At 60.5% G+C, this 456-nt stretch carries 1 protein-coding gene; it reads left to right on the forward strand.

Annotated features, from left to right (window positions below):
• Positions 1 to 232, forward strand: a 232-nt coding sequence (locus EN991_RS39435; RefSeq protein WP_127370694.1) for a DUF1488 family protein, incomplete at its 5' end; no start/stop codon positions are given.
• Positions 233 to 456 lie beyond the last annotated feature (224 nt).

The raw sequence follows: 456 nt of genomic DNA on the forward strand, positions 1-456 counted from the left end.
CCGAAACGCCGTCCGCTTCACCGGCAATGACTGCATGTTCGAGGTGCGTTTCTTCGTCGAGATCGCGGCGCTGGCAAAATCGGACATCGCCTTGGTGGGGACAACGGCGTCGGAAACAAAATGCCTTTCAGCTTTCGACACCTTGCGATCATCCATTCACAAGATTGCCAGCAAAGCCGATTCTCGCGACCGCCGCAGCTCTTACACTTTGACTGCCGCCGATTTCCGGTAGGGGAGCCCTTTTCTGGCCAGTTCGTTTCAGAACCGCACCTTCTGCTTCCGTGAAGAGTTTCGGGCGCCGGCAGGCGTACGAAAGTCCCCGAGGAAGGAACCCGCGGGGCACAGTCGATGGCTATGGGGATTTCGATCTGCGGCCGAAGTCGGCGACGGCGCGACCGCTGCCGACCGCCAAGGGCCGCCGTGCGGCAATACTCGATCGCCGACATGCCCTTGTCA

The organism is Mesorhizobium sp. M7A.F.Ca.US.005.03.2.1 (assembly GCF_003997795.1).
Classification (GTDB): domain Bacteria; phylum Pseudomonadota; class Alphaproteobacteria; order Rhizobiales; family Rhizobiaceae; genus Mesorhizobium; species Mesorhizobium ciceri.